This window comes from Methylobacterium sp. WCS2018Hpa-22 (assembly GCF_031843785.1).
GTDB lineage: Bacteria > Pseudomonadota > Alphaproteobacteria > Rhizobiales > Beijerinckiaceae > Methylobacterium.
Window position 1 is genome coordinate 1 of record NZ_JAVTJA010000025.1, and the last position, 21,095, is coordinate 21,095.

Below are 21,095 nucleotides of genomic sequence, written 5' to 3' on the forward strand. Positions count from 1 at the left end.
CCATCCGTGAAGGCGGACGCACCGTCGGCGCAGGCGTCGTCGCAGCCATCAACGATTAAGTTCGGTACGCTCAGTCTGCTGGGATCGACAGAGGGGCGGGTCCTCGCGCCCGCCCCTTATTAAGTCCCGCCAAGGTTTCAGGTCATGAACGGTCAGAATATCCGCATTCGCCTCAAGGCGTTCGATCATCGCATCCTCGATGCCTCGACCCGCGAGATCGTGTCGACGGCCAAGCGCACCGGCGCGACCATTCGTGGTCCGATCCCGCTGCCGACGCATATCGAGAAGTTCACCGTCAACCGCTCGCCGCACATCGACAAGAAGTCGCGCGAGCAGTTCGAGATGCGCACCCACAAGCGCGTCCTCGATATCGTTGATCCGACGCCGCAGACCGTGGACGCGCTGATGAAGCTCGACCTCGCCGCCGGCGTGGACGTGGAGATCAAGCTCTAAGTCCCGCGGGGATTTAGAGCTTACCGTAGAATCGCGCGAGGGAGACACCTATGCGCTCAGGCGTCATTGCACAGAAGGTCGGCATGACCCGCATCTTTACGGATGCTGGCGAACATGTCCCCGTGACAGTGCTTAAAATCGATCAATGTCAGGTGGTAGCCCACCGTACCGTCGAGAAGAATGGCTACGTCGCCCTTCAGGTCGGCGTTGGCAAGGCCAAGGTGAAGAACGTGTCGGCTGCCGAGCGCGGCCGGTTCGCGGTCGCCAAGGTCGAGCCCAAGCAGAAGCTCGCCGAGTTCCGCGTGTCCGAGGACGCGTTGATCCCGGTCGGTGCCGAAATCACCGCCGATCACTTCATCCCCGGCCAGTTCGTCGACGTGACGGGCACGACCACGGGTAAGGGTTTCGCCGGCGGTATGAAGCGCTGGAACTTCGGCGGTCTGCGCGCCACCCACGGCGTGTCCATCTCGCACCGTTCGATCGGTTCGACCGGTGGTCGCCAGGATCCGGGCAAGACCTTCAAGAACAAGAAGATGCCCGGTCACATGGGCGTCGACCGGGTCACGACCCAGAACCTGCGCGTCGTGCGCACGGATCCCGAGCGTGGCCTCATCCTCGTCGAAGGCGCCGTTCCCGGCGTCGCCGGCGGCTGGATCCAGATCCGCGACGCGGTGAAGCGTAAGCTCCCCGCCGACGTGCCGCAGCCCGGCAAGTTCCGTGAGAACGGTTCTTCCGCTGCTCCCGCCACCGAAGCTCCGGCTCCCGAGGCTCCCGCTTCCGAGGAGAACGCGTGATGAAGCTCGATATCACCACTCTCGACGGCGACGGCGCCGGGTCCATCGACCTGGACGAGACCATCTTCGGTCTCGAGCCCCGCGCCGACCTTCTCCAGCGCATGGTGCGCTGGCAGCTCGCCAAGCGTCAGGCCGGCACCCATGCGGTCAAGAACCGCTCGGACGTCAACCGGACGCGCAAGAAGCTGTACAAGCAGAAGGGCACCGGTAACGCTCGTCACGGCGCTGCCTCCGCTCCGCAGTTCCGCGGCGGTGGACGTGCCTTCGGCCCGGTCGTGCGCAGCCATGCTCATGATCTTCCGAAGAGGGTGCGTGCCCTCGCTCTTCGCCACGCCCTCTCGGCGAAGGTCAAGGCCGAGACCCTGATCATCGTGGACGACGTGACGCTCGCCGACGGCAAGACCCGGAACCTGGTCGAGCGCTTCGAGAAGATGGGCCTGTCCAGCGCGCTGATCATCAGCGGTGCTGAGGTCGACGTGAACTTCGGTCGCGCCGCCCGCAACATCCCGCAGATCGACGTCCTGCCGGTCCAGGGCATCAACGTCTACGACATCCTGCGTCGCGACAAGCTCGTGCTGACGCGCGCAGCGATCGATGCGCTGGAGGCGCGATTCAAATGAGTGCCGATCCGCGCCACTACGACATCATCGTCTCCCCGGTCATCACCGAGAAGGCGACGAACCTCACCGAACAGAACAAGGTCGTCTTCCGGGTCTCCCCGAAGGCTACCAAGCCGCAGATCAAAGAGGCGGTTGAGAAGCTGTTCGACGTCAAGGTCACGGGCGTGAACACGCTCGTCACCAAGGGTAAGAAGAAGATTTTCCGCGGGCTTCGCGGACAGCGTTCGGACGTGAAGAAAGCGATCGTGACCCTTGCCGAGGGTGAGACGATCGACGTCACGACCGGGCTCTGACACGAAAAGCGTTAGGATCAAGCCGATGGCCTTGAAGACATTCAAACCGGTCACGCCGAGCCTTCGCCAGCTCGTGCTCGTCGACCGCCGTGAGCTCTACAAGGGCAAGCCGGTCAAGAAGCTCACCGAGGGCAAGTCGTCCTCGGGCGGTCGCAACAACCTCGGTCGCATCACCGTCCGCTTCCGCGGCGGTGGTCACAAGCGCACCCTGCGCAACGTCGATTTCAAGCGGCGCGAGCAGCTCGGCGTCGCCGCGACGGTGGAGCGGATCGAGTACGATCCCAACCGTACGGCGTTCATCGCGCTTATCACCTATCCGGACGGCGTGCAGAGCTACATCCTGGCTCCCCAGCGTCTGTCGCCGGGCGACACGGTGATCGCGGCCGAACAGGTCGACGTGAAGCCGGGCAATGCCGGACCGGTCGGCAACATGCCGGTGGGGACGATCGTCCACAATATCGAGCTGAAGATCGGCAAGGGCGGCGCGATTGCCCGTTCCGCCGGCAACTACGCTCAGATCGTCGGGCGCGACCAGGGCTATGTCACGCTGCGCCTGAATTCGGGTGAGCAGCGCCTGGTTCACGGTCAGTGCTTCGCCAGCATCGGTGCGGTATCGAACCCGGACCACATGAACATCTCGCTCGGCAAAGCCGGTCGCAACCGCTGGCTCGGCAAGCGCCCGCACGTTCGCGGCGTTGCCATGAACCCGGTCGATCACCCGCACGGCGGTGGTGAGGGTCGTACCTCGGGCGGCCGTAATCCGGTCACGCCCTGGGGCGTGCCCACCAAGGGAAAGAAGACCCGCTCCAACAAGCGGACCGATGTCTTCATTCTCGCCAGCCGTCACAACCGCAAGAAGTAACCCTCATGGCACGCTCGCTCTGGAAGGGGCCGTTCATCGACGGCTACCTCCTCAAGAAGGCTGAGACCGCTCGCGGATCCAGCCGCAACGAAGTCATCAAGATCTGGAGCCGTCGCTCCACGATCCTGCCGCAGTTCGTCGGGCTCACCTTCGGTGTGCACAACGGACAGAAGCACATCCCGGTCTATGTGTCCGAGGAGATGGTCGGTCATAAGTTCGGCGAGTTCTCGCCGACCCGTACCTTCCACGGCCACGCAGCCGACAAGAAGGCGAAGAGGCGCTGAGATGGGCAAGCAAGCCACCCCCCGCGCGCTCCCCGAGAACGAAGCGAAGGCCGTCGCGCGCATGCTGCGCGTGAGCCCTCAGAAGCTCAATCTCGTTGCGCAACTCATCCGCGGTAAGAAGGTCGAGTCGGCTTTGGCCGACCTGGAATTCTCCCGCAAGCGGATCGCCCGCGAGGTCAAGAAGTGCCTCGAGAGCGCCATCGCCAATGCCGAGAACAACCATGACCTCGATGTCGACGATCTCGTCGTCTCCGAGGCCTTCGTCGGCAAGGCACTCGTGCTCAAGCGTTTCCATGCTCGTGCACGTGGCCGCGGCGCCCGCATCCTGAAGCCCTTCGCGAACCTCACCATCGTGGTGCGCGAAGTCCCGACCGCCGAAGCGGCGTGAGGAGGACCTGATGGGCCAGAAAGTCAATCCGATCGGTCTTCGGCTCGGTATCAACCGGACCTGGGACTCCCGCTGGTTCGCCCAGAAGGGTGAATACGCGAAGCTCATGCACGAGGACGTCGCCATCCGCGCCGCCCTCATGAAGCAGCTGAAACAGGCTGCCGTTTCCAAGATCGTCATCGAGCGTCCGCACCGGAAGTGCCGCGTCACCATTCACTCGGGTCGTCCCGGCGTGGTGATCGGCAAGAAGGGCGCGGATATCGAGAAGCTGCGCAAGCTCGTGGGCACCCTGACCAAGGCCGACGTGACGATCAACATCGTCGAGGTGCGCAAGCCCGAGATCGACGCCACTCTGGTGGCCGATTCGATCGCCCAGCAGCTCGAGCGCCGTGTCGCCTTCCGTCGTGCCATGAAGCGCGCGGTGCAGTCGGCCATGCGTCTCGGTGCCGAAGGCATCCGGATCAATTGCTCGGGTCGTCTCGGTGGCGCTGAGATCGCCCGTCAGGAATGGTACCGCGAAGGTCGCGTCCCGCTGCATACCCTGCGCGCGGATGTCGATTACGGCGTGGCGACCGCGTTCACGACCTACGGGACGTGCGGAATCAAGGTGTGGGTGTTCAAGGGCGAAATCCTCGAGCACGACCCGATGGCGCAGGACAAGCGCGCTCAGGAAGAAGGCGGCCGTTCGGGCGGACGTCGCGAGCGCGATGGCGAGGGTGGCCGCGAGCGCGGCCGGCGCGAACACGCTTAAAGCGTGATCGCGTACGCCCGTTAGCCATAGAAGGTGTTGAGAGGCTGCCATGTTGCAACCCAAGAAGACCAGGTTTCGTAAGCAGTTCAAGGGTCGCATCCACGGTGCGGCCAAGGGCGGCTTCGACCTCAATTTCGGGACCTTCGGCCTCAAGGCCGTGGAGCCCGAGCGCGTCACCGCACGTCAGATCGAGGCGGCCCGCCGCGCGATCACCCGTGAGATGAAGCGTCAGGGTCGTGTCTGGATCCGGATCTTCCCGGACGTCCCGGTCACGGCAAAGCCCACCGAAGTCCGCATGGGCTCCGGTAAGGGTGCACCCGAGTTCTGGGCTGCCCGCGTGCATCCCGGACGTATCATGTTCGAAGTCGACGGCGTCGCCGAGGACATCGCCAAAGAGGCTCTCCGCCTCGGTGCGGCGAAGCTCCCGATCCGCACGCGCGTCGTTCAGCGCATCGCTGACTAAGGGGAGGGGATCATGAAGTCGTCACAGAGACAGTCGGATCTGGCCGCCCTGTCGCCCGATCAGCTGAACGATGAGCTGCTGAACCTGAAGAAGGAGCAGTTCAACCTGCGCTTCCAGGGCGCCACCGGCCAGCTCGAGAACGTCGCCCGCGTCCGTGAGGTCCGTCGCGATATCGCCCGCGTTCGCACTCTCCAGCGTCAGAAGACGCTGAAGTCCGCGCAGGCCTGAGGAGTACACCATGCCGAAGCGCGTATTGCAGGGCGTCGTCGTCAGCGACAAGGGCGAGAAGACCATCGTCGTGAAGGTGGAGCGTCGCTTCACCCATCCGGTGATGAAGAAGACCGTCCGTCGTTCGAAGAACTACCACGCCCACGACGAGACGAACGTCGCCAAGGTCGGCCAGACCGTGTCGATCGAAGAGTGCCGTCCGTTCTCGAAGACCAAGACCTGGAAGCTCATCGAAGGTGGCGCTGCCACCGTGGAATCTCCTTCCGCCGAAGCGTGAGACCGGTGCAGTGTCGTTAAAGCGGGCGCAGTTTCTGCGCCCGCTTTTTTGCGTCTTATGCCGACCCACGAAGAACGCGCGAATCAGCGAGACGCATGGCCCTCTGTCGGTCGCACCTAACGGCCGATGAAGCGTAATCGGAACAATCGGCTTCGACCGCGAACACCTGTTCAGTTCCGCCGAGCGTTCGGTTCCATCATTCAACGCGTACCACTGACGGCGCCCGTCAGGATGGCTGTCGGCGTCGGAGACGGCCGCTCGGGCACTTTCACGAAGACCCGGCCTGGATTGCTGTCTGCAGCACAGCTGCGCGTCTTTGCTCTTGCGCAGCGCTTCCCTCTCTAGTATTAGGCCGTCCTTCGCGACATGCAAAAGGGTGTTCGCACCCTGGACCGCGGTGACCGCGCCGGTGTTGAGAAACGCCGAATGCGCGGTCCTTCTATATGAGCCGGGGACATCAGATCCCCATCAGACGTCGTCCGCCGGACAATACCGTCCGTGTGCGGAAACCCGTCTGAAACAAGGAAAGGTCACTCTCGTGATCCAGATGCAGACGAATCTGGACGTCGCCGACAATTCTGGTGCGCGTCGCGTGATGTGCATCAAGGTTCTCGGCGGGTCGAAGCGCAAGTATGCCGGTGTCGGCGATATCATCGTCGTCTCGGTGAAGGAGGCCATTCCCCGCGGCCGCGTGAAGAAGGGCGACGTCATGAAGGCCGTCGTCGTTCGCACCGCCAAGGAAGTGAAGCGCGCCGACGGATCCGTGATCCGGTTCGACAAGAACGCCGCTGTCCTGATCAACAATCAGAAAGAGCCGATCGGCACCCGTATCTTCGGACCCGTGCCGCGCGAGTTGCGCGCCCGGAACCACATGAAGATCATCTCGCTTGCTCCGGAGGTGCTGTGATGGCTGCCAAGGTCAAGAAGGGCGACAAGGTCGTCATTCTCACCGGTCGCGACAAAGGTCGCTCCGGCGAGGTCATCCAGGTGATGCCGAAGGAAGACCGTGCGCTCGTGCGCGGGGTCAATCTGGTCAAGAAGCACCAGAAGCAGACGCAGAACCAGGAAGGCGGCATCATCTCCAAGGAAGCCGCGATTCATCTGTCCAACATCGCGATCGCCGACCCGAAAGACGGTCAGCCGACGCGCGTTGGTTTCCGCATTCTCGACGACGGCCGCAAGGTCCGGTTCGCCAAGCGCTCGGGGGATCTGATCGATGGCTGAGAAGAACAACGACGCGTACACCCCTCGTCTGCGCAAGCACTACGATGAGGTCGTCCGCCAGAAGCTGATCGAAGAGTTCGGCTACAAGAACCCCATGCAGGTTCCGGTCATCGAGAAGATCGTTATCAACATGGGCGTCGGCGAGTCCACCGCTGATTCCAAGAAGGCCTCCATCGCCGCCGGCGACCTTGCGCTGATCGCCGGCCAGAAGCCGGTCATCACCAAGGCCCGCAAGGCCATCGCGACCTTCAAGGTCCGCGAAGGCATGCCGATCGGCTGCAAGGTCACCCTGCGCAAGCACCGGATGTACGAATTCATGGACCGCCTGATCACCATCGCGCTTCCGCGCGTTCGTGACTTCCGCGGCCTGAACCCCCGTTCGTTCGACGGCAACGGCAATTACGCGTTGGGCCTCAAGGAACACCTGGTGTTCCCCGAGATCTCCTACGACAAGGCCGATGCCACCTGGGGCATGGACATCGTGATCCAGACATCGGCCCGTACCGATGCCGAGGCACGTGCGCTCCTCTCGCAATTCCGATTCCCGTTCCGGCAGTAAGTGCTGAAAAGCGCTTAGACGCGGACACTGGAGAGAGACATGGCAAAGAAAAGCTCAGTCGAGAAGAATAATCACCGCAAGGAACTGGTGAAGCGGTTCGCCGCCAAGCGTAAGGCCCTCCTTGCGACCGCCAATAACGAAAGCCTCGAGATGGAGGAGCGCTTCGAAGCTCGCCTCAAGCTCGCGGAACTGCCCCGCAACTCGTCGGCGACCCGTGTCCGCAATCGTTGCGGCATGACGGGACGTCCCCGCGCCTTCTACCGCAAGATGGGCATCTCGCGTGTGGCGCTTCGGGAACTTGGCAACCGGGGTCTCATTCCCGGTCTGGTCAAGTCGAGCTGGTAAGGAGCAGGCACCATGGTCAACGATCCCGTGGGTGATATGCTCACCCGCATCCGCAACGGCCAGATGCGCCGCCGCAACGTCGTTCAGACGCCCGGCTCGCGTCTCCGTGCAAGCGTTCTCGACGTCCTCAAGGCTGAGGGCTACATCCGCGATTACGCAACGACCGATTTCGGCAACGGCCGTACCGAGTTCTCGATCGAGCTCAAGTACTATGACGGCCAGCCCGTCATCCGCTCGATCCAGCGCGTTTCGAAGCCCGGCCGCCGCGTCTATTCGGCCGTGAGCGAACTTCCCCGCGTCGCCGACGGCCTCGGCGTCACCATCGTGTCCACCCCGCAGGGCGTCATGGCCGACCACGAGGCGCGTGAGCGCAACGTTGGCGGCGAAGTGCTCTGCAAGGTGTTCTGATCTCGGACTTGGAGGAAAGGCTATGTCTCGCGTAGGCAAGAAGCCCGTTCCCGTCCCGTCCGGTGTGACGGCCACGGTGACCGGTCAAACGGTGAAGATGAAGGGCTCCAAGGGCGAGCTCCAGTATATCGTCCCCAACGTGGTGGACGTGAAGTTCGAGGACGGTGCCGTCTCGGTGCTGCCCAAGAACCAGACCAAGGAGGCCCGCTCGCTGTGGGGCACCTCCCGGGCCCAGGTGGCGAACCTCGTCGAGGGCGTCTCCAAGGGTTTCGAGAAGAAGCTCGAGATCACCGGCGTCGGCTATCGTGCCGCCATGGCCGGCAAGGCCCTCAAGCTCTCCCTCGGCTACAGCCACGACATCGAGTACGAGATCCCCGTTGGGATCACGATCGCGGTGCCCAAGCCCACCGAGATCGTCATCTCCGGCATCGACCGGCAGGTGGTGGGACAGGTGGCAGCCGAGATTCGCGACTATCGTGGTCCCGAGCCCTACAAGGGCAAGGGCGTGCGGTACGCGGGTGAGTTCATCTTCCGCAAGGAAGGCAAGAAGAAGTAAGGGCCGGCCATCATGTCACGCAAAATCGATGCACTCGACCGCCGCAAGGCGCGTGTGCGCCGCGCGCTGCGGGCGGCGGCGAATGGACGGCCCCGGCTTTCGGTGTTCCGTTCCTCCAAGCAGATCTACGTCCAGGTCATCGACGACGCCGAGGGCAGGACCCTCGCCGCCGCTTCGACCCTCGACAAGGATCTCCGCTCGGGCCTGAAGACCGGTGCCGATACGTCAGCGGCCGCGGCCGTCGGCAAGCTCGTCGCCGAGCGCGCCAAGGCTGCCGGAGTCACCAAGGTGATCTTCGACCGTTCAGGCTACATCTATCACGGGCGCGTCAAGGCGCTCGCCGACGCCGCCCGTGAGGGTGGCCTCGAGTTCTAAGACCAGGCGGGGAGGGGCGGCGCAGGCCGTCCCTCGGACAAGCTATCAAGCGAGCGGGCTCCGCCGCCCGCGTCAGTGAGACAGGATTCAAACATGGCACGTGAACGGGAAGGCGGGGGCCGCGGCCGCCGCGATGAGCGCGAGGAGCGCGACAGCGAATTCGTGGACAAGCTCGTCCACATTAACCGCGTCGCCAAGGTGGTGAAGGGTGGTCGTCGCTTCGGCTTCGCAGCTCTCGTCGTCGTCGGCGACCAGAAGGGTCGCGTCGGCTTCGGCCACGGTAAGGCGCGCGAAGTGCCTGAGGCGATCCGCAAGGCAACGGAAGCTGCCAAGCGCGGTCTCGTCCGCGTCGCTCTGCGCGAAGGTCGTACCCTTCACCACGACGTCTACGGACGTCACGGTGCGGGTAAGGTCATCCTCCGCGCTGCGCCGCAGGGTACCGGCATCATCGCCGGCGGTCCGATGCGCGCCGTCTTCGAGACGCTGGGCATGCAGGACGTCGTGGCGAAGTCGCTCGGTTCGTCGAACCCCTACAACCTCGTCCGCGCCACCTTCGAGGCGCTGAAGAACGAGGACAGCCCGCGCGCCGTCGCGGCCCGTCGGGGTCTCAAGGTGTCGACGCTTCAGGCTCGCCGTCGCGATGCCGATCCTTCGGACCTGTCCGAAGCCGCAGTCGCTTAAGGGGAGGGTGCAATGGCAACTAAGACTCTCCGCGTCGAGCAGATCGGCTCGCCGATCCGCCGCGAGGGCGACCAGCGTGCGACGCTGATCGGCCTTAAGCTCAACAAGCTGCACCGGGTCGCTACGCTGGAGGATACCCCCTCTGTGCGCGGCATGATCCGCAAGGTGCATCACCTCGTGCGCGTCCTCGACGACGCGGCCTGAGGGAGGGCATCATGAAACTGAACGAAATCCACGATAATGACGGCGCAACCAAGAACCGGATGCGCGTCGGCCGGGGCATCGGCTCCGGCAAGGGCAAGACCGCTGGTCGCGGCGTCAAGGGTCAGAAGGCCCGTACCGGCGTCTCGATCAAGGGCTTCGAGGGCGGTCAGATGCCGCTTCACCGTCGCCTGCCCAAGCGCGGCTTCAACAACCTGTACTCCACGGACCTGAACGAGGTGAACCTCGGACGCGTCCAGCAGGCTGTCGATGCCGGCCGTCTCGATGCTTCCGCCGTGGTCACGGTGGAGACCCTCATTGCCGCCGGCATCATCGCCCGTCCCCGTGACGGCGTGAAGCTGCTCGGCGTCGGCGAACTGACCGCGAAGCTCTCCTTCGAGGTCACCCGCGCTTCGAAGTCGGCCGTCGAGGCTGTCGAGAAGATCGGCGGTTCGGTGAACGTCGCTTACGGTGCCGGCATCTCCACCCGCGGCAAGCCGTCCGCGGAGTAAGTCTTCCGACGCCGCTGTTGCGTAGCGTCGGAGCAGACTTTAAGTCGAAGCTCTGAGCGGCGGCCCGTGCGACCTGCGCGTGGCCGCCGTTTCAGTTTGTTCGGGGGTCCTTCAATCCCCCATCTGGATCGATCTCAGGAACCGGTGCCATGGCCTCAGCCGCCGAGCAGCTTGCCGCGAACCTCAATTTCGGGGCCATCGCCAAGGCCGACGAGCTCAAGAAGCGGATCTGGTTCACGCTGGGTGCGCTCGTCGTGTTCCGGCTCGGCACCTACATCCCGATTCCCGGCATCGACCCTGAGCAATTCGCGCGGAACTTCCAGCAGCAGGCCGGTGGCGTGCTCGGCTTGTTCAACATGTTCTCCGGCGGTGCCGTCGAGCGCATGGCGATCTTCGCGCTCAACATCATGCCGTACATCTCGGCCTCCATCATCATTCAGCTTCTCACCTCGGTGATCCCGAGCCTCGAATCGCTGAAGAAAGAGGGTGAGTCCGGCCGGAAGGTCATCAACCAATACACCCGCTACCTCACGGTCGTGCTGGCACTGGTTCAGAGCTGGGGCATCGCCTTCGGCTTGCAGAGTTCGAGCGCCGCGATCGATCCGGGACCGTTCTTCATCCTGTCCACGGTGATCACGCTCACGGGCGGAACGCTGTTCCTGATGTGGATTGGCGAGCAGATCACATCACGCGGCATCGGTAACGGGTCGTCGCTGATCATCTTCGCCGGCATCGTCGCGCATCTGCCCACCGCCATCGTAGGAGCTCTCGAGCTGAGCCGGACCGGTGCGCTGTCCGCGGCCGTCATCCTCGGCGTCGGCTTTGCCGCCATCGCCCTCGTCTACTTCATCGTGTTCATGGAGCGGGCTCAGCGCCGGCTCCTGATCAACTACCCCAAGCGCCAGGTTGGTAACCGCATGTACGAGGGTCAGACCTCGTTCCTGCCGCTGAAGCTGAACACGGCCGGCGTGATCCCGCCGATCTTCGCCTCGTCGCTGCTGCTGCTTCCCGCCACCGTGGCGAGCTTCTCGGCCAATAACGGCGGCACCGGCGTGCTGGCGACGATCACCACCTATCTCGGCCATGGCCGGCCGCTCTACATGGTTCTCTACGCGGCGCTGATCATCTTCTTCGCCTTCTTCTACACGGCGGTGGTCTTCAACCCGCAGGAGACGGCGGACAATCTGAAGAAGCAGGGCGGCTTCATTCCCGGCATTCGTCCGGGCGAGCGCACGGCGACGTTCATCGACAAGGTTCTGACGCGCATCACGTTGATCGGCGCGCTGTATTTGACCTTTGTCTGCCTTGTGCCGGAGATCCTGGCCTCCTACGCATCGGCGAGCCTCGGGTTCGGCGGTACCTCGCTCCTCATCGTCGTCTCCGTGACGATGGATACGGTGGCGCAGGTCCACGGCCATCTGATGGCCCACCAGTATGAGGGCCTCGTGAAGAAGGCGAAGCTGCGCGGCGCCACGCGTCGTCGCTGAAGCCGGCTCGACAAGCTCGATCGATCGGGGCGATGCCGGTCCAGGCATCGCCTCTCTACGCCCATGATGCCCGAACCATAACGCCCGATGCGGCCACCGGACGAGGACAACGACGCTATGCGGATCATTCTGCTCGGACCACCTGGTGCCGGTAAGGGAACCCAGTCGGCCCGAATCGTCGAGCGTTTCGGCATTCCGCAGCTTTCCACTGGCGACATGCTGCGCGCTGCGGTGGCCGCAGGCACCCCGGTCGGACTCGAAGCGAAGTCGATCATGGAGAGCGGCGGCCTGGTCCCGGATTCCGTGGTGGTGGGGATCGTCGCCGACCGGATCGAAGAGGCCGATGCGCGCCCGGGCTTCATCCTCGACGGTTTCCCCCGCACGGTGGAGCAGGCAGCTGCCCTCGACAGGATGCTGGCCGACAAGAACCTGTCCCTGGATGCCGTGATCGAATTCGCGGTGAACGAGGAAATCCTCGTGGGCCGCATTGCCAAGCGGGCCGCCGAGACCGCTGCTCGTGGGGAGCCGGTGCGGAAGGACGACACCCCTGACGTGTTCAAGACCCGCCTCGCCGCCTTCCGGGCACAGACCGCGCCGCTCTCGGCTTATTATTCGAGCCTCGGCATGCTCCGGACCATCGACGGGATGAATCCGGTCGATGAGGTCACGAGCGAAGTGATGGCCGTGCTCGAACCGTTGGCCAGCGCGACCGCCTCCTGAATTTACCGTCCGATGGACGTTGACAAGATCGGCGGCCCGCGCTAGCAGGCCGTTATTCGTCCATACGCAATGGGTCTGGAGTGTCTCGGTTCAAGAGACGCTGCGGGCCGATTTGTCGTTATGGGCGGCGCGCAGGGGCCGGCCTCCACCGGACGCGCGTGACACAGCAGGGCCGGACCGCAGCGTCCGAGCGCCCGATGGAGTAGACCTTGGCCCGTATCGCAGGCGTCAACATCCCGACCAACAAGCGCGTCGTCATCGCGCTCCAGTATATTCACGGCATCGGCGCGAAGAAGGCCGAAGAGATCACCGGCAAGGTCGGCATTCCCGCCGAGCGCCGCGTGAACCAGCTGACCGACGCCGAAGTGCTGTCGATCCGCGAGACGATCGACCGCGATTACATCGTCGAGGGCGATCTGCGCCGCGAAGTGTCGATGAACATCAAGCGCCTGATGGATCTCGGCTGCTACCGCGGCCTCCGTCACCGCCGCAATCTGCCCGTCCGCGGTCAGCGTACGCATACCAATGCGCGCACCCGCAAGGGCAAGTCGAAGCCGATCGCCGGCAAGAAGAAGTAATTTTTCGAGATTGGGAGGCAGCGCTTCGCTCTGCCTCCCTTCTATCGCGCAGGGTGGCCCGCTATCGGCAGCCCGTATGGCGGCACGGTCATCCAGAGCCGCGCTGCCAGCACCGCAAAAATCCCGAGCGCCTGGAATGACGGGCGCGCCTGAAGGACGAGACGAGAGACAATGGCTAAGGAAGCAACCCGCATTCGCCGCCGCGAACGCAAGAACATCGTGTCGGGCGTGGCCCATGTGAACGCCTCGTTCAACAACACGATGATCACCATCACCGACGCGCAGGGCAACACCATCTCCTGGTCGTCCGCTGGCGCCATGGGCTTCAAGGGTTCGCGTAAGTCGACCCCTTACGCCGCCCAGGTCGCCGCCGAAGACGCCGCCCGCAAGGCTTCCGAGCACGGCATGCGCACGCTCGAAGTCGAGGTGTCCGGTCCCGGTTCGGGCCGTGAATCCGCTCTTCGCGCTCTGCAGGCCGCCGGCTTCACTGTCACCTCGATCCGCGACGTGACGTCGATCCCGCATAACGGCTGCCGTCCGCGCAAGCGTCGTCGCGTCTAAGACGACTCGTCGATCTGCCCTTGGGTTTGAAAGCGGAGAAGCGTGTGTCCGATGCCGTGAAGGCGCTCCCCGGCGTGTTGCGCTGGAGCCTTGGCGATCTGACCGTCACCGTTCTGAATGACGGTTACCTTCAAGGCTCCCTCGATCTCGTCACCGGGATCGGGGCGGACGAGGCCGGCTCGCTTCAGGCGGCCGGCTTTCGCGCGCAGGCCCCTCGGATCACGCTGAACGCCTATCTGATCGAAGCGCCCGGTCGGAAGCCGATCCTCATCGATTCGGGGATGGGCCATTTCGGTGGCGATACGCTCGGTCGGGTCCCCGCGGCGCTTGCCGCAACGGGTGTCCGCCCGGACGATATCGAGACGGTGCTGCTCACGCATCTTCACCCCGATCATGCCGGTGGCTTGATCCATGAGGATGGGTCGGCCGCCTATGCCAATGCGGAACTCGTCCTTCATCAGGCCGAAGCCGCTCATTGGCTGGCGGACGATGCGATCTCGCGGGCTCCCGAGGGGGCCCGCCCGTATTTCGAGAACGCCCAGAAGGCGGTGGCGCCGTATTCCGGTCGCGTGCGGACGATGACCGGCGGTGAGGTCCTTCCGGGCATCACGGCGGTCGCCCTGCCGGGGCATACGCCGGGCCATACGGGTTTTCGTATCGTGTCGGGCTCGGCATCGCTTCTGATGTGGGCCGACATCATCCATCTGCCGGCGATCCAGTTCAAGCGTCCGGAGGCCACGATGGTCTTCGACGTCGATCCGGACGAGGCGAGGGCGGTGCGCGAGCGGATGCTGGACGAAGTCTCGAGCGAGAGAACCTTCGTCACCGGCGGACATCTGGAGTTTCCGGCGCTGGGCTACGTGGCGCGGGATGGAGGGGCTTACAGCTTCGTCCCGGAACTTTGGGTCGCGGCCCACTAACCGCCCGCCGCTTCGCGGGCACATGTTTTTCGAGACCGAGCCGTGCAAGGCGATGCGCGGGAAGGGCTCAGGGACCGACCACGTCAGTGGCTCGTGTCGGAATTGCGAGAGGTAGGACCGTGGTCATACAGAAGAACTGGCAAGAGCTCATCAAGCCGAACAAGCTCCAGGTTTCGACCGGGCACGACCCCAAGCGGGTCGCCACCGTCGTCGCCGAGCCCCTCGAGCGCGGCTTCGGCACCACCCTCGGCAACTCCCTTCGCCGGGTCCTGCTGTCGTCGCTCCAGGGCGCGGCCGTGACCTCGGTCCAGATCGACGGCGTTCTCCACGAATTCTCGTCGATCCCCGGCGTGCGTGAGGACGTGACCGACATCGTCCTCAACATCAAGACCATCGCGATCCGGTCTCAGACGGAAGCCCCCAAGCGCCTGACGCTGCGCAAGACCGGCCCCGGCACCGTGACCGCCGGCGATATCGCCGCCGTTGGCGACATCCAGATCCTCAATCCCGACCTCGTCATCTGCACCCTCGATGACGGCGCCGAGATCCGGATGGAATTCACCGTCGCCACCGGCAAGGGCTACGTCCCGGCCGAGCGCAACCGTCCGGAGGATGCCCCCATCGGCCTCATCCCGGTCGATGCGCTGTTCTCTCCTGTCACCAAGGTGTCCTACCGCATCGAGACCACCCGCGAGGGCCAGGATCTCGACAAGGACAAGCTGACGATGACGATCGAGACCAATGGCGCCGTGTCGCCGGAAGATGCGCTGGCTTACGCCGCTCGCATCATCCAGGACCAGCTCCAGGTGTTCGTGAACTTCGAGGAGCCCCGCAAGGAAGAGGCGCAGCCGCTCGCGCCGCAGCTCCCCTTCAACCCGGCCCTGCTCAAGAAGGTCGACGAGCTCGAACTGTCGGTGCGTTCGGCGAACTGCCTGAAGAACGACAACATCGTCTATATCGGCGACCTCATCCAGAAGTCGGAGGGCGAGATGCTGCGCACCCCGAATTTCGGCCGCAAGTCGCTGAACGAGATCAAGGAAGTGCTGGCCGCGATGGGTCTCCATCTCGGCATGGACATCCCCGGCTGGCCGCCGGAGAACATCGAAGACCTCGCCAAGCGCTTCGAAGAGCACTACTAGCCGACATACGACGTCATTCCGGGGCTGCGCAGCAGAGCCCGGAATGACGCGGCGAATGAGGCGGGCCGGGTTCGGCAAGCTTCCCAGCAAACAGAATCCCGCCGCGGGGTCATGCGGAATGAACAGCCCCGATCATGGGGCGCTCGGCCGTACCGTGGCACGGCGGCCAGATAAGCAAGGAACAGCCAAATGCGTCATGGATTTCGCGGTCGTCGCTTCAATCGCACCACCGAACACCGCAAGGCGATGTTCGCCAACATGTCCGCCGCGCTGATCAAGCACGAGCAGATCATCACCACCCTGCCGAAGGCCAAGGATCTGCGTCCGGTCATCGAAAAGCTGATCACGCTGGGCAAGATCGACAGCCTGCATACGCGCCGCCTCGCCATGTCGCAGATCCGCGACGAGGCCATGGTCCGCAAGCTCTTCGCTGTCCTCGGCCCGCGCTACAATGCCCGTCCGGGCGGCTACTGCCGCATCATGAAGGCCGGCTTCCGTTACGGCGACAATGCTCCGCTCGCCGTGATCGAGTTCGTGGATCGCGATGTCGATGCGCGCGGCCTGGATTCGGGTCCCTCGCAGGTCTCCGACGCGGCGTAAGCCTCAGCTTCACCCATCAGACGACGAAAAGGCGGCCGAGAGGCCGCCTTTTTTCATGATCCCTACGGGATGGAGGTGTCGGTGCCCCGCCCCCGATGACCCACAGCGGGTCTCGGGGGAGGGGACGTGTTGATCTCACGCGTCTGCGACGAGCATACCGGAAACCAGTGCCGCCAGGTCGGCCGAATCGAAGGGCTTACGCAGGACAGGCAGATCGTCGGGGATCGGGATCGCCTCCGCATGTCCGGTGACAATAAGGATGGGAACGTCGGACCAGCGCCGCCTTACGATTTCCGCGAGTTCGACACCCGTCATCCCCGGCATGGCGAGATCCGCCACGATGAGATCGAACGAGGCGCGCTCCAGCAGGGCGACCGCCGCCGCCCCGTCGGCCGCCTCGGTCTCGGTGTAACCGAACGTACTGAGGAAGGACGCGGTGACGTGGCGGACTTCGGCATCGTCGTCCACCACGAGGATGCGCGCCGGACTCGCGGCCCCCATGGCCGTCACGGCGGCGCGCTGGGTTTTTTCCTCGGCCGCCTCCGCACGGGGGAGAAACAGATCGACCCTCGTGCCCTTGCCCACGTCACTGGTGATGCGAAGCTTGCCCTGCGACTGCTGGGTCAGCCCGAACACCATTGCGAGGCCGAGCCCGGTGCCCTGTCCAATCGACTTGGTGGTGAAGAACGGTTCGCAGACCCGCGCCAGGATCTCCGGTGGGATACCCATCCCCGTATCGCTGATCGCCACGGTCACGTAGTCGCCCGCCGCCAAGTCAGGGTCGTCGGTCACTCGCGCCGCGCCCGTGGCGATGGAGATCGTTCCCCCCTCCGGCATGGCGTCACGCGCGTTGATGCAGAGGTTGAGAATGGCGAGTTCCAGCTGATCGGGATCGACGATGGCCGCCGGATGCACGGCGTCGAGATCGGTCGTCACCGTGACGAGACCGCCTAGGCTGCCCTTGAGCAATACGTCCATTCCGGCGACCAGGGCATTCACGTCGACCGAGCGAGGGCGCAGGTCACGCGCGCGGCTGAAGCTGAGAAGCCGCTTCGTCAGGGATGCGCCGCGTTGCGCAGCCTGTGCCGCGTTGGTGACGAGGCGCTGGACCCTTGGCTGGTCGACGATCTTGGGGCCCACGAGTTCGAGGCTGCCGAGGATCGCCGTGAGGAGATTGTTGAAGTCATGCGCGATCCCGCCGGCGAGGGTGCCGAGCGCCTGCATCTTGTCCGATTGGCGGAGTCGTGCCTCGAGATTCTTCTGTTCGGTCACGTCCCGTTCGATCGTCGCCAGATGGGTGATGGCGCCGGCGGCACCGCGAATCGGCACGCGGGTGACATGGCTCCACCGCTCCGCCCCGACTGGGCCTTCGGCGGACACCGTCTCTGAAATGCTCCCACTCGCAATGGCGGCGCGGTCAGCGTCACGCGTGGCGCTTTCGCCGTTGGGCGTGCCTTCGATCTCGTCCCTGGTGCGTCCGAGGCATTCGGCGACGGTGTGGCCGAGCCGGCTGGCCTTCCGCGCGTTGAGACGAATGAACCGTCCCTCCACGTCCTTGAAGGCGATGGCGTCTTCCGCGTTGTCGAGGAGCCCGAGCAGGAGAGCGCGCTCGGTGGCGAGGTCGCGGGCGAGGCTGTGCCGTTCGAAGGCCTGGCGGACGGTGGAGCGCAGCAGGACGGGGTCCCACGGCTTCGTGACGTAGCCGGTGATGCCTCCCCGGTTGAGCGCGGCGATGACGGCGCTCATATCGGCATAGCCGGTGAGGAGGATCGCCTGTGCGTCGTGGAAGCCCCGTGCCTCGGCCAGCATGGCGTCGCCGGTAATGCCCGGCATCCGCTGGTCGGACAGGATCACGGCGATGTCCGGGCTCGCCCGGAGAATGTCGAGCGCTTCCGACGGCTTCGTCGTGGTGATGACGGTGTAGTCGTCCTCGAACAGGTCTTCGAGGGCAATCAGGATGTCCGGCTCGTCATCGACGGCGAGAATCGTGCCTTTGGCCATGTCTACGCTGCCTGCCGCGGAATGCCGATCACGAAACAGGCTCCCCCCCCTTCGGCCGTCTCCACGCTAAGCGAGCCGCTATGCGCTTGAACCACGCTATACGCAATCGCAAGACCTAGCCCCGTGCCCGAACCGACGGGTTTCGTCGTGAAGAAGGGCTCGAATATCTTTTCCCGCAGGGTTTCGGGAATACCGGGCCCGGTATCGCTGATGCGGATCACGTCCGTCTCGGGCAATTCCTGGGTGACGATGGAGATGGTGCCGGATTCCGGCATGGCATCGGCGGCATTGCCGAGGATGTTCATGACGACCTGATTGAGGAGGGCGGGGGTGCAATGGATCTCGGGCCGGCCCGAGAAGTCGCGTTCGACGGTAATCCGTGTCCCGAGCTTGTGCTGGATCAGTGCCAGCACCGTCTCGATCGATTCGGGTACGTTGACGAGGGTGCGCTCACCTTCGTCGAGCCGCGAGAACTTGCGCAGGTTCAAGACGAGATCCTGGATGCGCGTGAGGCCCAGGCGCATAGAGCCGACACGGTCGCGGCACTTGGCGAGCGACCGGTGCGACGCGAGTTCCGCCTCGGAATCCGCGATCTCGCCGAGCAGGCGCTCGACCGTGCCCTGATGCGCGAGGATGAAGGCGAGGGGATTGTTGATCTCATGGGCGATGCCGGCGACGAGCTCGCCGAGGGACGCCATCTTGGCGGCCTGGACCAGCTTGGCCTGGGCATCCGTGAGCTTGCGGTTGGCGGTGGCGAGATCCTGGTTGGCCTGTTCGAGGGCACCCGCCAGGGCGGCACGCGCCTCGGCCGCCTCGGCCTCAGCACGCGCGCGTTCGAGGGCGCGCTCGCGAGCGCCGAACTCGCCGGCGATGCGACGGTCGTCTTCTTCCAGAAGCTTGCGCCGGACCAGGCCCCTGACGCGGATGACGAGGACTTCGCCATCGGCCTTCGAGACCACGTCGTCGGCCCCCGCAGCGTAGGCTTCCACCAGGAAATCCTTGGCCGGCGCGCTGCCGGCGATGCCGACGAGGTGGAACGTCGGCGCTCCCGCCTCCCGCGCCTCGATCCCGGCCGCCCGGCGGCGGTCGATGGCCCTGCATAAGGCGAGGCCGTCATAGGCGGGGCCGAGGAGGTCGATGGTCACGCAATCGAAGGCCGCATCGGCCTCGTCGAGGGCGGCGAGCGCGGAATCGTGGGTGGCGGCGGTACGGACCTCGTGGCCCTCATGCGCCAGGAGGCCGGCGAGGAAGGTGCGATAGGTCGCACTGCCATCGACCACCAGAACGCGTCCGCGCCGAAACGCCGACACGCCCGGCCCGTCGCCGGGGGCGCTACCGCCATGACGCTCGCGCAGGAGGGCACGGATGCGCAGGATCAGGATGTCCCGGTCGGCGGATTTCGCCACATAGGCGTCGGCACCACTCTCCAGCCCCTGGCGTTCGCCATCGCGGGCGCCCGTGAGCATCAACAGGGGGAGAGCGCGGGTACGGAGCGACAGGCGCAGCTGACGGGTGAACTCGTCGCCGTTCATTCCCGGCAGGTGGTGGTCGGCCACGACGAGGTCGGGCAGGCGGGTGTTGAGATGGTCGAGGGCCATTTCGGCCGTGGGACAGCGCTCCACCGAAAAGCCGTGGCTCTCCAGGAGCAGCCGCAGTTCCAGCGCCTGCGTCTCGGAATCCTCCACCAGCAGGATGCGAGGCCGGGTTGCAGTCTCGTCGGGTATGCCGTTCCCGCTCATGCGAAGGGGTCCGCCGCAGCGAGGCCCGGGAGAGCGAGCCGGACGAGATGGGGCGCGACCCGGTCGAGCGGGAGGATCGCGGAGGCTCCCGAAAGGCGGATCGCCGCCGCCGGCATGCCGAACACCACGGCGGTGCTCTCGTGTTCGGCAACGGTCTGGGCGCCGGCCTGGCGCATGGCCAGAAGGCCCGTGGCGCCATCCTCGCCCATGCCGGTGAGAAGCACGCCGATGCCGCGCGCGCCGGCATGGCGGGCCACCGAAGCGAACATGACGGTGGCGGCCGGGCGTTGGCCACCCACGGGCGCGGCATCCAGGAGACGGAGGTTTCCGCCGGGCGCCCATTCGAGGTGCCTGTCGCCCGGTGCCACGTAGACATGGCCCGGCTCGGCCCGCTCGCCATCGGCGGCGAGCCTCACCGGCAGGGAGACGACGCCGTTCAGCCAGGAGGCGAAGCCCTCCATGAAGGCCGCACCCATATGCTGGACCACGAGGATCGGGAGCGGAAACCCATCCGGCAATCCGCCGATGACGCGGGCGAGGGCAGGCGGGCCGCCGGTGGAGGCGGCGATGGCCAGAACGCTCGCGGCGTCCGAGGCGGCCGGGGGCGCGGCGAAGTCCGACGGCGACAGGGCGGCCGCCCGGCGTCCGGCCCATTCCGAGCCGATCGGCCGGCGACGGATCACCGGCACCTCGGCCATGATGCGCAGCTGCGTGCAGATCTCGGTGGAAACGGCGTCGTAGCCGGCATTGGTCGTCGCCACCGGCTTTTCGACGACGGAGAGCGCACCGGCGCGCAGCGCGTTCATGGAGATGCGCAGGGAGGAATCCTCCACCGAATCGGCGATGACCACGATCGGCGTCGGCCGCTCGGCCATGATCCGGCGCGTGGTCTCCAGCCCGTCGATGCCGGGGAGGCGGATATCCATCGAGATTACGTCGGGGCGGGCAGTGGAGAGTGCCGCGAGCGCCTCTTCGCCGGAGGCGACCGCCGCCACTACTTCCAGGCGCGGATCGCGGCCGACGATGTGACGCAACAGCTCCCGCACCACGAGGGAATCCTCCACCAGCATCACGCG

At 65.1% G+C, this 21,095-nt stretch carries 31 protein-coding genes; 28 read left to right on the top strand and 3 right to left on the bottom strand.

The genetic code is table 11. From position 1 onward, the window contains the following. Nucleotides 1–144 precede the first annotated feature (144 nt). The 28 genes from rpsJ to rplQ all read left to right on the top strand — a co-directional run bounded on the left by rpsJ (nucleotide 145) and on the right by rplQ (nucleotide 16,279). Nucleotides 145–453, top strand: coding sequence for a 30S ribosomal protein S10 (gene rpsJ, locus RQI43_RS22960; RefSeq protein ID WP_018044230.1), 309 nt, complete (start codon nucleotides 145–147; stop codon nucleotides 451–453). Nucleotides 454–503: 50 nt separating this feature from the next. Then, a complete protein-coding gene (gene rplC / locus RQI43_RS22965; protein ID WP_018044229.1) occupies nucleotides 504–1,247 on the top strand; it encodes a 50S ribosomal protein L3 in 744 nt (247 codons plus the stop codon). Next, nucleotides 1,247–1,867: a 50S ribosomal protein L4 gene (rplD, locus tag RQI43_RS22970; RefSeq protein ID WP_311276715.1), complete on the top strand. Its 621-nt coding sequence runs from the start codon at nucleotides 1,247–1,249 to the stop codon at nucleotides 1,865–1,867. The genes rplC and rplD overlap by 1 nt, the downstream gene beginning before the upstream one ends. Beyond that, nucleotides 1,864–2,160, top strand: coding sequence for a 50S ribosomal protein L23 (locus RQI43_RS22975; RefSeq protein WP_018044227.1), 297 nt, complete (start codon nucleotides 1,864–1,866; stop codon nucleotides 2,158–2,160). The genes rplD and RQI43_RS22975 overlap by 4 nt, the downstream gene beginning before the upstream one ends. A gap of 25 nt (nucleotides 2,161–2,185) precedes the next feature. After that, the gene (rplB, locus tag RQI43_RS22980; RefSeq protein ID WP_056427361.1) at nucleotides 2,186–3,022 is read left to right on the top strand and encodes a 50S ribosomal protein L2; all 837 of its coding nucleotides are present in this window, start codon (nucleotides 2,186–2,188) and stop codon (nucleotides 3,020–3,022) included. 5 nt (nucleotides 3,023–3,027) lie between these two features. Beyond that, a complete protein-coding gene (gene rpsS / locus RQI43_RS22985) occupies nucleotides 3,028–3,306 on the top strand; it encodes a 30S ribosomal protein S19 (protein WP_018044225.1) in 279 nt (92 codons plus the stop codon). Nucleotide 3,307: 1 nt separating this feature from the next. Further along, nucleotides 3,308–3,694: a 50S ribosomal protein L22 gene (gene rplV / locus RQI43_RS22990; RefSeq protein ID WP_018044224.1), complete on the top strand. Its 387-nt coding sequence runs from the start codon at nucleotides 3,308–3,310 to the stop codon at nucleotides 3,692–3,694. 10 nt (nucleotides 3,695–3,704) lie between these two features. Further along, the gene (gene rpsC, locus RQI43_RS22995) at nucleotides 3,705–4,445 is read left to right on the top strand and encodes a 30S ribosomal protein S3 (protein WP_018044223.1); all 741 of its coding nucleotides are present in this window, start codon (nucleotides 3,705–3,707) and stop codon (nucleotides 4,443–4,445) included. Between the two features lie 49 nt (nucleotides 4,446–4,494). Continuing rightward, nucleotides 4,495–4,908: a 50S ribosomal protein L16 gene (gene rplP, locus RQI43_RS23000; RefSeq protein ID WP_056251136.1), complete on the top strand. Its 414-nt coding sequence runs from the start codon at nucleotides 4,495–4,497 to the stop codon at nucleotides 4,906–4,908. A gap of 12 nt (nucleotides 4,909–4,920) precedes the next feature. Further along, the gene (gene rpmC, locus RQI43_RS23005; protein WP_018044221.1) at nucleotides 4,921–5,136 is read left to right on the top strand and encodes a 50S ribosomal protein L29; all 216 of its coding nucleotides are present in this window, start codon (nucleotides 4,921–4,923) and stop codon (nucleotides 5,134–5,136) included. 10 nt (nucleotides 5,137–5,146) lie between these two features. Then, a complete protein-coding gene (rpsQ, locus tag RQI43_RS23010) occupies nucleotides 5,147–5,413 on the top strand; it encodes a 30S ribosomal protein S17 (protein ID WP_056427364.1) in 267 nt (88 codons plus the stop codon). A gap of 538 nt (nucleotides 5,414–5,951) precedes the next feature. Beyond that, nucleotides 5,952–6,320 carry a 50S ribosomal protein L14 gene (gene rplN / locus RQI43_RS23015; protein ID WP_018044219.1) on the top strand — a complete coding sequence of 123 codons (369 nt, stop codon included), beginning with the start codon at nucleotides 5,952–5,954 and terminating at the stop codon, nucleotides 6,318–6,320. Next, on the top strand, nucleotides 6,320–6,637 hold the full coding sequence (rplX, locus tag RQI43_RS23020; protein WP_018044218.1) for a 50S ribosomal protein L24: 318 nt from the start codon (nucleotides 6,320–6,322) through the stop codon (nucleotides 6,635–6,637). The genes rplN and rplX overlap by 1 nt, the downstream gene beginning before the upstream one ends. Further along, nucleotides 6,630–7,196 (top strand): 50S ribosomal protein L5, encoded by a 567-nt coding sequence (rplE, locus tag RQI43_RS23025; RefSeq protein WP_056427367.1) that lies wholly within the window; start codon nucleotides 6,630–6,632, stop codon nucleotides 7,194–7,196. Before rplX ends, rplE begins: the two co-directional genes overlap by 8 nt. A gap of 39 nt (nucleotides 7,197–7,235) precedes the next feature. After that, nucleotides 7,236–7,541 (top strand): 30S ribosomal protein S14, encoded by a 306-nt coding sequence (gene rpsN, locus RQI43_RS23030; protein WP_056427370.1) that lies wholly within the window; start codon nucleotides 7,236–7,238, stop codon nucleotides 7,539–7,541. A 12-nt stretch (nucleotides 7,542–7,553) separates the two neighbouring features. Continuing rightward, nucleotides 7,554–7,949 carry a 30S ribosomal protein S8 gene (gene rpsH, locus RQI43_RS23035; protein WP_056427374.1) on the top strand — a complete coding sequence of 132 codons (396 nt, stop codon included), beginning with the start codon at nucleotides 7,554–7,556 and terminating at the stop codon, nucleotides 7,947–7,949. 22 nt (nucleotides 7,950–7,971) lie between these two features. Next, nucleotides 7,972–8,505: a 50S ribosomal protein L6 gene (rplF, locus tag RQI43_RS23040; RefSeq protein ID WP_056427377.1), complete on the top strand. Its 534-nt coding sequence runs from the start codon at nucleotides 7,972–7,974 to the stop codon at nucleotides 8,503–8,505. 12 nt (nucleotides 8,506–8,517) lie between these two features. Further along, nucleotides 8,518–8,880, top strand: coding sequence for a 50S ribosomal protein L18 (gene rplR, locus RQI43_RS23045; RefSeq protein WP_311276716.1), 363 nt, complete (start codon nucleotides 8,518–8,520; stop codon nucleotides 8,878–8,880). Between the two features lie 93 nt (nucleotides 8,881–8,973). Continuing rightward, complete coding sequence (rpsE, locus tag RQI43_RS23050; protein WP_018044212.1) at nucleotides 8,974–9,561, top strand: 30S ribosomal protein S5; 588 nt, start codon at nucleotides 8,974–8,976, stop codon at nucleotides 9,559–9,561. Nucleotides 9,562–9,573: 12 nt separating this feature from the next. Continuing rightward, nucleotides 9,574–9,765, top strand: coding sequence for a 50S ribosomal protein L30 (rpmD, locus tag RQI43_RS23055; RefSeq protein ID WP_018044211.1), 192 nt, complete (start codon nucleotides 9,574–9,576; stop codon nucleotides 9,763–9,765). An 11-nt stretch (nucleotides 9,766–9,776) separates the two neighbouring features. Continuing rightward, complete coding sequence (rplO, locus tag RQI43_RS23060; protein ID WP_207412098.1) at nucleotides 9,777–10,274, top strand: 50S ribosomal protein L15; 498 nt, start codon at nucleotides 9,777–9,779, stop codon at nucleotides 10,272–10,274. 149 nt (nucleotides 10,275–10,423) lie between these two features. Beyond that, complete coding sequence (secY, locus tag RQI43_RS23065) at nucleotides 10,424–11,761, top strand: preprotein translocase subunit SecY (RefSeq protein ID WP_056427383.1); 1,338 nt, start codon at nucleotides 10,424–10,426, stop codon at nucleotides 11,759–11,761. Between the two features lie 117 nt (nucleotides 11,762–11,878). Further along, nucleotides 11,879–12,481 carry an adenylate kinase gene (locus tag RQI43_RS23070; RefSeq protein WP_056427687.1) on the top strand — a complete coding sequence of 201 codons (603 nt, stop codon included), beginning with the start codon at nucleotides 11,879–11,881 and terminating at the stop codon, nucleotides 12,479–12,481. 209 nt (nucleotides 12,482–12,690) lie between these two features. Next, nucleotides 12,691–13,059, top strand: coding sequence for a 30S ribosomal protein S13 (gene rpsM, locus RQI43_RS23075; protein WP_018044207.1), 369 nt, complete (start codon nucleotides 12,691–12,693; stop codon nucleotides 13,057–13,059). A 171-nt stretch (nucleotides 13,060–13,230) separates the two neighbouring features. Then, nucleotides 13,231–13,620, top strand: coding sequence for a 30S ribosomal protein S11 (gene rpsK, locus RQI43_RS23080; protein WP_018044206.1), 390 nt, complete (start codon nucleotides 13,231–13,233; stop codon nucleotides 13,618–13,620). Between the two features lie 44 nt (nucleotides 13,621–13,664). Next, nucleotides 13,665–14,540: an MBL fold metallo-hydrolase gene (locus RQI43_RS23085; RefSeq protein ID WP_311276717.1), complete on the top strand. Its 876-nt coding sequence runs from the start codon at nucleotides 13,665–13,667 to the stop codon at nucleotides 14,538–14,540. A 101-nt stretch (nucleotides 14,541–14,641) separates the two neighbouring features. Continuing rightward, a complete protein-coding gene (locus RQI43_RS23090) occupies nucleotides 14,642–15,679 on the top strand; it encodes a DNA-directed RNA polymerase subunit alpha (RefSeq protein ID WP_200919091.1) in 1,038 nt (345 codons plus the stop codon). Between the two features lie 189 nt (nucleotides 15,680–15,868). After that, nucleotides 15,869–16,279: a 50S ribosomal protein L17 gene (gene rplQ, locus RQI43_RS23095; RefSeq protein WP_018044203.1), complete on the top strand. Its 411-nt coding sequence runs from the start codon at nucleotides 15,869–15,871 to the stop codon at nucleotides 16,277–16,279. Between the two features lie 135 nt (nucleotides 16,280–16,414). Here the strand turns inward: rplQ and RQI43_RS23100 are convergent, their stop codons facing one another. From RQI43_RS23100 to cheB, 3 genes are read right to left on the bottom strand one after another with little or no spacing between them, the layout of a single operon-like run. Beyond that, entirely contained in the window at nucleotides 16,415–18,280 is a 1,866-nt protein-coding gene (locus RQI43_RS23100; RefSeq protein ID WP_311276718.1) for a response regulator, read from the bottom strand. A gap of 2 nt (nucleotides 18,281–18,282) precedes the next feature. Next, complete coding sequence (locus RQI43_RS23105; RefSeq protein ID WP_311276719.1) at nucleotides 18,283–20,019, bottom strand: response regulator; 1,737 nt, start codon at nucleotides 20,017–20,019, stop codon at nucleotides 18,283–18,285. Continuing rightward, the gene (gene cheB / locus RQI43_RS23110) at nucleotides 20,016–21,089 is read right to left on the bottom strand and encodes a chemotaxis-specific protein-glutamate methyltransferase CheB (protein WP_056427695.1); all 1,074 of its coding nucleotides are present in this window, start codon (nucleotides 21,087–21,089) and stop codon (nucleotides 20,016–20,018) included. The genes RQI43_RS23105 and cheB overlap by 4 nt, the downstream gene beginning before the upstream one ends. Nucleotides 21,090–21,095 lie beyond the last annotated feature (6 nt).